This window comes from Streptomyces pseudogriseolus, from assembly GCA_002154585.1.
GTDB lineage: Bacteria > Actinomycetota > Actinomycetes > Streptomycetales > Streptomycetaceae > Streptomyces > Streptomyces pseudogriseolus.
The window spans coordinates 1-8,900 of record MUNG01000417.1 but is presented as its reverse complement, the minus strand read 5'-3'; the positions used below and the strand labels follow the sequence as shown (position 1 = coordinate 8,900).

Sequence of the window (8,900 nt, the reverse complement as noted above, 5' to 3'; positions counted from 1 at the left end):
GGTGCCTGCCGGCGACGGGGGCGGGGCGGAGCGCCGGGGGCGCGCCGGGCACGGAGCGTTCCGGGAGCAGGGTCGGCGTGGAGCCACGCGGGAGCGGAGCCTCGCCGGAGCGGACCGGGCGCGACTCCACGCGGAGGCGCACCACGCGCAGCGCAAGGCGCCGGGCCCGTGCAGCGACGCAGGAGCATGCCGCCGCGGCCTCGCGGGCACGCGCCTCGCACTGCGCCACGCAAGGACTGGCCGGCGCGGAGTCACGCGGGGCGGAGCTCGGCGCGGAGCCTGCCAGCGCGAGGTGGCGCCGTCGCGCACCGGGCCGGAACGACACGGAAGCGCGCCACGGGCAGAGCCACCCGAACGCGCGCCGGGCGCCGAGCGGCCCAGGCGCGTCCGCTCAGTCCGCGCCCCCGTATGTAACCGTCGGCCTCCCCGTCAGGGCGACCGCCCGCTCCAACACGTCGGTGTGGAAGATCGCGCGGCCCCGTGCCGCCCTGCGGCGGCGTTCTTCGGGGCCCTCCGTCATGAGCCGGTCCAGGACCGCGAGCAGGGCGGGGCCGTCGGCCGCGGACTCGGTGAGGCGCAGGTCCGCCATCCGGCGGACCCCGTCCGCGCCGTGGCCGGGCAGTGGGCGGTAGCCCGCCACCGGGAGGCCCGCGGCGAGGGCCTGGACGGCGGTCTGGCCGGCCGCGTTGTCCACCAGCGCGCACACCGCGTTCAGCAGGCCCGGCATGTCGGTCACCCAGTCCAGGGCGAGCGCGCCCGGCAGGCGGGCGGTGCGGGACCGCAGGGCCTGGTTGCGTCCGCACAGCACCACGGGGAGGTAGCCGGCGCCGGCCAGCAGGCGGGCGGTCTCGCCGAGCCCCGCCGCCGCTCCCCACGCGCCCGCGGACAGCAGCACGGGCGGCCGTCCGGGGGCGTACCGCTCGAACCGCCTCCGCCAGCCGTCGGCGCCGGGGGCGGGGGTGAAGAACTCGGGTGACACGACCGGGCCGGTGGTCTCGACGTGCGTGCCGGGGACGGCCCTGCGCACGTCGTCCGCGGCCTGGTCGGTGAGGCAGAAGCAAACGTCGTTGCCCGGGTGGAGCCACTGCCGGTGCACGGCGAAGTCGAGGACGAACACGGTGCTGGGGACGCGCAGCCGGCCCGATGCCCTGAGGTGGCCGGTGAGCTGCGCGGCCAGATGGAAGACGGGCACGACCACGTCCGCGCCGGTGCGTGCGACGAGCCGCTCCAGCCCGTCGGCGGCGAGCCGGGCGAGCGGGACGCCGCTGGGGCGGGTGTGGTCGCCGGGGCGCAGGAACGCCCGGTAGAGACCGTCGTACACCCAGGGAGCGTGGCGTACGGACGTCCGGTAGAAGGCGCGCAGCCCGGGGCCCGTGCCGTACGGCAGCAGCCGCATCAGGTCGACGGACTCCGCCTGGTGGCCCTGGGCGCGGGCGCGGCGGACGAGTTCGCGGGCGACCGTGTCGTGGCCCGCGCCCATGCTCGCGCTGAGCACCAGCACGCGGCGGGCGCCGGCCTGACGGGCGGCGCCCCGCTGCGGGGCCGGGGAGGACGGGAGCACGTCTGCTGAGTCACCGCCGGCGCGCCGGTGAAACGCCGGGGGGGCGTTTCGGGCGTCCCTGAGCTGGATACTCCGGGCTCACCCCCTCCCGGGCGCCGGGAGTGGTCCAGCCGGCCGCTTCCGGTGTCCGCCCAGCAGCCGAGGTCAGCCCATGCCCCACGCACCCTCCCGCGTCGGCTCGCCCGGCGCCTCCGGCGTCCGGACACCGGCGCTGTTCCCCGACGATGCCCGTGAGCCTCCGGGCGCGACGGCCCGGCGCCCGGGCACGGCCCTGGTGACGGGCGCGTCCTCCGGCATCGGCGCGGCGGTGGCGCGCAGGCTGTCCGCGGAGGGGTGGACCCTGGTGCTGAACGGCCGGGACCCGCGGCGGCTGGCCGAGACCGCCGCGCACGCGCCGGCCGCGGTGTTCCCGGAGGATCTCACCCGGCCGGCCGCCGAGCGGCGGCTGACCCGGTTCGCGCTGGACGAGGTGGGACGCCTCGATCTGCTGGTGGCGTGCGCGGGGGTGGGCTGGGCCGGTGACTTCGCCACGATGACGCGCCGCGCCTTCGACGAGGTGATGGAGGTCAATCTGCTGACCACGCTGCGCCTGGTGCGTCAGGTGCTCCCGCACATGCTGGAGGCGGGGTCCGGCCGGGTGGTGCTCGTCGGCTCGCTGGCGGGGGACGTCGGGGTGCGGGGCGAGGCGGCCTACTCGGCGTCGAAGGCGGCCGTGGCGGTGTTCGCCGACGCGCTGCGCTTCGAGCTGCGCGGCACGGGCCTGGGCGTGAGCCTCGTCGTGCCGGGGGCGGTGGACACGCCGTTCTTCGAGCGGCGCGGCACGCCCTACGCGCGGACCCGGCCCCGGCCGGTGCCGCCGGAGCGGGTGGCCGACGCCGTGTGGCGTGCCGTGGTCCGGGGGCGGGACGAGGTGCACGTCCCCCGGTGGCTGGGGGTTCCGGCGAGGGTGCGCGGCGCGGCGCCGGGGCTGTACCGGCGGCTGGCCGCCACGTTCGGATGAGCGGCGCCGCGGCGTGCTGACCGTGGTCCTGGCGCTTCTCGCGGCGTTGGCGAACGCCGCGGCCTCCGTGCTGCAACGGCGGGCCGCCGCCGACGAGCCGGAGAGCGGCGCGGGGCTGAGGCAGGCGCTGCACTGGCTGGGGCACGTGCTGCGGCGGCCCCACTGGGTCGCGGGCGCCGGGATGCTCGCCCTGTCGACGGTGCTCCAGGCGGCGGCGCTGGGCGTGGGGAGTCTCGCGCTGGTGCAGCCGCTGATGGCGGCCGAGCTGCTGTTCACCCTGGCGGTGGGGAGCCTGGTGTTCCACCGCCGTCCGGACCTGAGAACCTGGCTGGCCTTCGTCGCCCTCGCGGCGGGCCTGTCGCTCTTCCTGACCGCGGCGTCGCCGACGTCCGGGCGGTCCACGGCCGTGCCCGGGCACTGGTGGTCGGCCGGGACGGCCCTGACGGCGCTGGTGCTGGCGCTGCTGGCGGTGTCCCGCACGGTGCGGGGCGCGCCGCGCGCGGCGCTGCTGGGGCTGGCGTCCGCCGTGTCGTTCTCCGCGACGGCCGCGCTGCTCAAGGAGGTCACGGGTCTGATCCCGGACGGCCCGGGCGCCGTCCTGTCGACGTGGCCGCTGTACGCCACCGCCGTGGTGGGCGTGATCGCGTTCCTGCTGCTCCAGGCCGCGTTCCGGGCGGGCACGCTGGCCGCGTCCCAGCCCGCCCTGACCCTGGGGGACGCGCTCACCAGCGTCGCGCTCGGCTGGGCGCTGTTCGGGGAGCAGATCCATCTCGGCGCGCGGGTGGTGCCGGAGCTGATCGGCGTCGCGCTGATGGGCGCGGGCAGCGTCGGCCTGGCGCGCGCCCCGTCGGTGGGGGGCGGCTGGGACCAGGCCCGGGTGCGGGACGACCCCGGCTCGGAGGCGCGGCGGCAGGTGTCCCACCCGCCGTGAGCCGGGCGCGTCCGGGGCGGTCACGGGGCCGTGCCGGACAGGGGTCCGCCGTCCGCGCGATCAGGAGGTCACCGCCATGCCCGTACCGCTCCCCCGGGCCGCCGCGGCCGTCGGACTGCCGCTCGCCGGTGCCGCGCTGGCGCACGTGGGCCCCGCGGCCACCTGGCTGCCGGTGGTCCGCGGACGTCTCATCCCCGGTCTCGCCGGTGTCGGGCATCCCCGTCATGTCGCCCTGACCTTCGACGACGGCCCCGACCCGGTGTCGACGCCCCGTTTCCTCGACGCGCTGGACGGCCTCGGGGTGCGGGCGACGTTCTTCGTCCTCGGCGACGCGGTCGTACGGCATCCCGGTGTGGTGCGGGAGACGGTGCGGCGGGGGCACGAGGTGGCCGTGCACGGCTGGAGCCACGACCGGCCGTGGCTGCCGGCCCCGACGCGGGACGTGCGCGCACTGCGCCGCGCGGTGGCGGCGGTGCGGGACGTCACGGGCGTGACGCCCCGCTGGTACCGGCCGCCATACGGGATTCTGACGTCCGGCCGCTGGGCCGCCGCCCGTGCGGCGGGGCTGCGGCCGGTGCTGTGGACGGCCTGGGGCCGGGACTGGACGGCCACGGCCACACCCGCGTCGGTACGCGCCACGGTCGAGGCGGACCTGCGCGGCGGCGGCACGGTGCTGCTGCACGACACGGACCGGACGGCGGCGCCGGGATGCTGGCGGGCCACGCTGAGCGCGCTGCCCGGCCTGGTGGCGGGCGTGCGCGCCGCCGGCCTGGCCGTAGGGCCGCTCGCCGAGCACGGCACGGCGGCGGCCCTGCCCGTCACCGCTCCCCCGGCGCCGTACGGGCCGGCCGCCGTCGCGCACCCGCAGGTGCCCGAACCGGGGCGGCGCCCGTGACGGCGCGCTCAGTCCTCCGCGATCTCAATGGTGACGGGCGTGCCGAGCTCCACGGTGCGGCTGACCGTGCAGAGACGGTCGTGGGACGCCTTCACCGCGCGCGGGAGGATGGCGCGGGCCCGCTCGGCGCCGTCCTCGTCCGGGAAGGCGACGTGGAAGGTGACCCGCAGGCCGGTCATGCGGTTGCCCTGCTCGTCGCTGATCTTGTCGCCGGTCACCTCGACGGTGAACGCGGTCGGCTCGGCGTGCCGGCCGGTGGCGACGTCGACGTCGGCGGCGGAGCAGCCGCCGATGGCGGCGAGCAGGAGTTCGACGGGGGTGAAGGCGTCACCTCCGTCCGTGCCGAATCGCAGTGTCCCGCCGCGCGGGTTGGTGGCGGTGAACCGGCCGGCGCCGGTCCGCTCGACGACGACGGAACGCTTGGACGCTTCGCTCATGCGTCGACAGTAGTCCCGAAGCTCCCTGGAGTCCTGACAGGGGTCACGAAGCGGCATGCGGTCCCGAAGGGAGAACGACATGCGGGAGTTCCTGGTGGAGCTGACCACCACCGTCCCGGACGGCACGGACCCGGCCGAGGTCGACCGGGTCCGTGCCCGGGAGGCCGTGCGCGCCCGTGAGCTGGCGGCATCCGGACATCTGGCGCGCCTGTGGCGGCCCGTCGGGGAGCGGCGGAGCATCGGCCTGTGGCGTGCCGCGGACGAGGCGGCGCTGCGGGAGGAGGTGCTCGGCACCCTGCCCCTGTGGCCGTGGATGACCGCGGTCGTCACGGAGCTGGAAACACATCCGAACGACCCCGCCGTGTGACGCTCGGCGTCAGATGCTGAAGCGCTCCTTGGCCAGCAGCGGCCTGACGCGGGAACGGAAGCCGCCCGTGCGGAACGGCCGTTGCAGCAGGCCGGGGCGCAACTGCTGGGCGAGGGCGGCGGCGACCATGCCCTGGTCGAGGGCGAGGACGAAGTCGCTCACCCGGCCAGTCGCGGTGTCCACCGAGTCGCGGAAGCCGTAGCGGTCGTCGTACGCGCCGAAGTCCCGGTCCAGCGCGGTGAGGTTGGCGACGGCCGCGGCGGGCTCGTAGGGCAGGGCGAGGAAGGAGGCGTGCGGGGTGACCACGCCCTTGGAGGTGTAGCCCTCCTCCTGCATGCCGAGGGCGTCGACGCCGTACTCGCTGTAGCCGCCGTCGGGGATGTTGGCGGGCGAGAAGCCCCAGTAGCCGTATCCGGCCTCCTTCAGGCCGTGGTCGATCTGGCCGCGTACGTAGCGGTGGTGCGTGGTGCCCCAGGAGCGCGGGGACCACTCGGGCTCGGGCACGAACAGCGGCACCATCAGCGCCTCGAACATGGAGCCGCCCCAGGTGGGGACGAGCTTGCGGCCCCGGTGGGTGTAATGGCCCTGCCACACGCGGACGCCGTCGACCGTGACCCAGGCGCCCTCGGGTTCCTGTTCCTGGCCCATGCCGGGCAGGAGGGTGCGGAAGATGTGCCAGTAGTGCTCCGGCGGCAGGGAGCCGTCGGCGATGCCGAGGTAGCTCGCCATGCGGGGCTCGGTGTTGAGGGCGCCGTAGTGGTGGCCGGTCGGCTCGCCCTTGCCGGGCTTGTCGGGCCAGTAGCCGCCGCGCAGCTGGCCGGGTCCGGCGACCGGGTCGGCGGGGTCGTAGGGCGTGTAAAAGTACGACCAGTCGGCGTCCTTCAGCAGCCGGGCGACGCGGGGGCGCAGCGACGGGTCGGCGTCGGCGGCGATCATCAGGCCGGTGACCAGCCAGGCGTTGTCGACGCTGGAGAGGAAGGGCCGCACCGGGTCGCCGGTCTCCGGCCAGGCCGTCAGCAGCGAGCCGTCGTGCGCGTCGTACCAGTTGAACCAGAAGCCGTGGGCGCGCTCCAGCCGTTCGACGGCGGCGACGGTGCGGGACAGGCGGCGGTGGAGGGTGTCGGAGCCGATGACTCCGAGTCCGGCGGCGGCGACGGTGGTCCACAGGCCGCAGCCGATGTTGGTGGGCGAGGTCTGCGCGGACAGGACGGGGGCGCCCGTGCCGCTGACGTCCATCTTGTCGGTGGTGAGGCCGAAGTCGGTGGTCATGGCGTCGAGGGAGCGGTGGGTTGCCTCGAACCAGGTGCGGAGCGGGGCGCGCCCGGCGCCGGTGCGGGCTCCTGCGGCGGCGGGCGCGGCGCCGGCGTGGGCGTGGGCGGTCGCGGAGGCCGCGGCGGTGAGGGTGGCGGTGGTGAGGAACGTACGACGGTTCATGCGGCTCCTGCCTTCGGGGAACGGCGGGGTGCGGCCGGGCGGTGCGGCGCCGGCCGCCGGGGCGTCGTGCGGTGCGGGTGTGGTGTGGTGCGGAGGGGGCGCGGGAGCCGGTGGGTGTCAGGGGCCCGCCGGCTCCCGGGTCAGGGAGGGCGGCGCGCTGCGGCGCCGCCGGAGGTCAGCGCTGGGCGCGCGGCAGCTGCCGGGTACGGCCGAGGCCGCCGAGCCATACGGCGGAGGGCTTGGCGGTGCGCTCGAAGGTGACCGGGTCGACCGCGATGAGGCCGAAGGTCGGCTCGTAGGAGCCCCACTCGTAGTTGTCGAGGGCGCTCCAGGCCAGGTAGCCGTGGATGTTCACGCCGTCCTCGAGGGCGGCGGAGACGGCCTCCAGGGCGCCGGTGTAGTAGTCGACGCGGCGGGTGTCGTCGGCGGTGGCGATGCCGTTCTCGGTGACGATCAGCGGCATGCCGGGGCCGGCGACGTCGGCGGTGTGGCGCAGGGCGTGGCCGACGGCGGCCGGGTAGTACTCCCACCGGGTGAGGGTGCGCTCGGCGTCCTCGGGGGCGGGGACCGGACCGTCCGTGCTGATCTTGGTGCGGGTGTAGGACTGCACGCCGATCCAGTCGTCGCCACGCGCGGCCTCGATGAAGACGTCCTCGCGGGGGTACCGGTAGGCGGCGGTGACGTCCTCGGCGCCGGGCAGCGCCTGGTACACCTGGTTGGCGACGGTCCAGCCGACCTGGATGTCCGGGTCGATCGCGCGCACGGCCTTGACGGCGGCGTGGTGGGCGGCGATGACGGCGTGGGTGGTGTCCTCGTCGGGGGTGGGCAGTCCCGCGGGCGGGAAGCCCTGGTCGCCGGCCTTGGCGGCGCCCGCCATGACGGCGATCATGTTGGGCTCGTTGATGGTGCAGACGTGCCGGACGCCGTCGCCGATGATCGGGGCGCAGTGCTCGACGTAGCGGGCGAACAGGTCGGCCGCGCCGTCGGCGGTCCAGCCGCCGAGGTCCTCGAACCACTGCGGCACGGTGAAGTGGTGCAGGGTGACCATGGGCCGCAGGCCGCGGGCGAGGGCGCCGTCGACCATGCGCCGGTAGTGCGCGATCTCGGCGCGGCTGAAGGTGCCGGGCACCGGTTCGACGCGGGCCCACTCGACGCTGAACCGGTAGTCGGTGAAGCCGAGTTCGGCGAGCAGGTCCATGTCCTGCTCCCAGCGGTGGTAGCTGTCGCAGGCGTCCAGGCTGGGTTCCGCGATGTTCGCCGCCGGGTCGTGTTCCTTCCGCCACCAGTCGCTGTTGACGTTGTTCCCCTCGATCTGGTGGGCGGCGGTGGACGCCCCCCACAGGAAGCCGTCGGGGAAGGGCAGGGAGGTACGCGTCATCGTCCTTGTCTCTCTGGTGGGGGTGGGGCGGTGCCGGTGCGACGGGCCGGCGGGACCGGTCACTTGAGTCCGGCGGTCGCGATGCCCTGGGTGAAGTGGCGCTGGAGAACCACGAAGACGAACAGGACCGGCAGCACGACGAGCAGGGAGCCCGCCATCAGCATGCCGTTGCCGCCGCCGACGGTCCGGTTGGGATCGTTGGCGAAGGTGGCCAGGGCGACCGGCAGGGTGTACTTGTCGGGGTCGTTGGTCGCGATGAGCGGCCAGACGAAGTTGTTCCACGAGCCGAGGAAGGTGAAGATCGTCAGCGTGGCGAGGGCGGGCTTCACCAGCGGCAGCACGATGCGCCAGAAGATGTACCACTCGCCGGCGCCGTCGATCCGGGCCGCCTCCAGCAGTTCGTCGGGGATGGACTGCATGAACTGCCGCATCAGGAACACGCCGAACGCCCCGGCCGCGAAGGGCAGGACGAGGCCGGCGTAGGTGTCGATGAGCCCGAGCCTGGTCATCAGCACGTACAGCGGCAGGATCAGCAGGTTGCCGGGGACCATGAGGGCGGCCAGCACGACGCCGAACACCTTGGACCGGCCGGTGAACTCCAGCTTGGCCAGCGCGTAGCCGAGCATGGAGCAGAACAGCAGGTTGCACAGGGTGACCAGCACGGCCACGATCAGGCTGTTCAGGAAGTACCGCGGCATGTCGAGCTGGTCGAGCAGGGCGGTGAAGTTGCTCAGCGTCCACTCGGAGGGGATCCACACGGGCGGGCTCGCGGTGAGGTCCCGGCGGGTCTTGAAGGCGGACAGCGCCATCCACAGGAACGGCGCGGACATCACCAGCAGACCGAGCGAGGCGAGCGTGTACAGGAGGGGGGTGCGGACGCGGCCGCGGGGGCGGGCC

The 8,900-nt window shown here is 75.3% G+C and carries 9 protein-coding genes; 4 read left to right on the top strand and 5 right to left on the bottom strand.

Annotation, left to right across the window (positions count from 1 at the left end; all coding sequences use genetic code 11):
• Positions 1-391 precede the first annotated feature (391 nt).
• Positions 392-1,561, bottom strand: coding sequence for an MGDG synthase family glycosyltransferase (locus CCN29_RS29480; RefSeq protein WP_031019078.1), 1,170 nt, complete (start codon positions 1,559-1,561; stop codon positions 392-394).
• Between the two features lie 151 nt (positions 1,562-1,712).
• Here CCN29_RS29480 and CCN29_RS29475 point away from each other — a divergent pair, with 151 nt between their 5' ends.
• From CCN29_RS29475 to CCN29_RS29465, 3 genes are all read left to right on the top strand, one after another.
• A complete protein-coding gene (locus tag CCN29_RS29475) occupies positions 1,713-2,561 on the top strand; it encodes an SDR family NAD(P)-dependent oxidoreductase (protein ID WP_086685596.1) in 849 nt (282 codons plus the stop codon).
• A gap of 13 nt (positions 2,562-2,574) precedes the next feature.
• A complete protein-coding gene (locus CCN29_RS29470) occupies positions 2,575-3,492 on the top strand; it encodes a DMT family transporter (RefSeq protein WP_006130945.1) in 918 nt (305 codons plus the stop codon).
• A 76-nt stretch (positions 3,493-3,568) separates the two neighbouring features.
• Positions 3,569-4,387 carry a polysaccharide deacetylase family protein gene (locus CCN29_RS29465; RefSeq protein WP_006130946.1) on the top strand — a complete coding sequence of 273 codons (819 nt, stop codon included), beginning with the start codon at positions 3,569-3,571 and terminating at the stop codon, positions 4,385-4,387.
• Between the two features lie 8 nt (positions 4,388-4,395).
• Here CCN29_RS29465 and CCN29_RS29460 read toward each other — a convergent pair whose 3' ends face one another.
• A complete protein-coding gene (locus CCN29_RS29460) occupies positions 4,396-4,824 on the bottom strand; it encodes an OsmC family protein (protein ID WP_006130947.1) in 429 nt (142 codons plus the stop codon).
• Between the two features lie 79 nt (positions 4,825-4,903).
• Here CCN29_RS29460 and CCN29_RS29455 point away from each other — a divergent pair, with 79 nt between their 5' ends.
• Positions 4,904-5,191, top strand: coding sequence for a muconolactone Delta-isomerase family protein (locus CCN29_RS29455; protein ID WP_006130948.1), 288 nt, complete (start codon positions 4,904-4,906; stop codon positions 5,189-5,191).
• Positions 5,192-5,200: 9 nt separating this feature from the next.
• Here CCN29_RS29455 and CCN29_RS29450 read toward each other — a convergent pair whose 3' ends face one another.
• The 3 genes from CCN29_RS29450 to CCN29_RS29440 form a co-directional block, all read right to left on the bottom strand.
• Positions 5,201-6,625 carry a glucoamylase family protein gene (locus tag CCN29_RS29450; RefSeq protein WP_086685594.1) on the bottom strand — a complete coding sequence of 475 codons (1,425 nt, stop codon included), beginning with the start codon at positions 6,623-6,625 and terminating at the stop codon, positions 5,201-5,203.
• Between the two features lie 175 nt (positions 6,626-6,800).
• Complete coding sequence (locus tag CCN29_RS29445; RefSeq protein WP_006130950.1) at positions 6,801-8,003, bottom strand: glycoside hydrolase family 1 protein; 1,203 nt, start codon at positions 8,001-8,003, stop codon at positions 6,801-6,803.
• Between the two features lie 59 nt (positions 8,004-8,062).
• Positions 8,063-8,900, bottom strand: an 838-nt coding sequence (locus CCN29_RS29440; protein WP_107481748.1) for a carbohydrate ABC transporter permease, incomplete at its 5' end; no start/stop codon positions are given.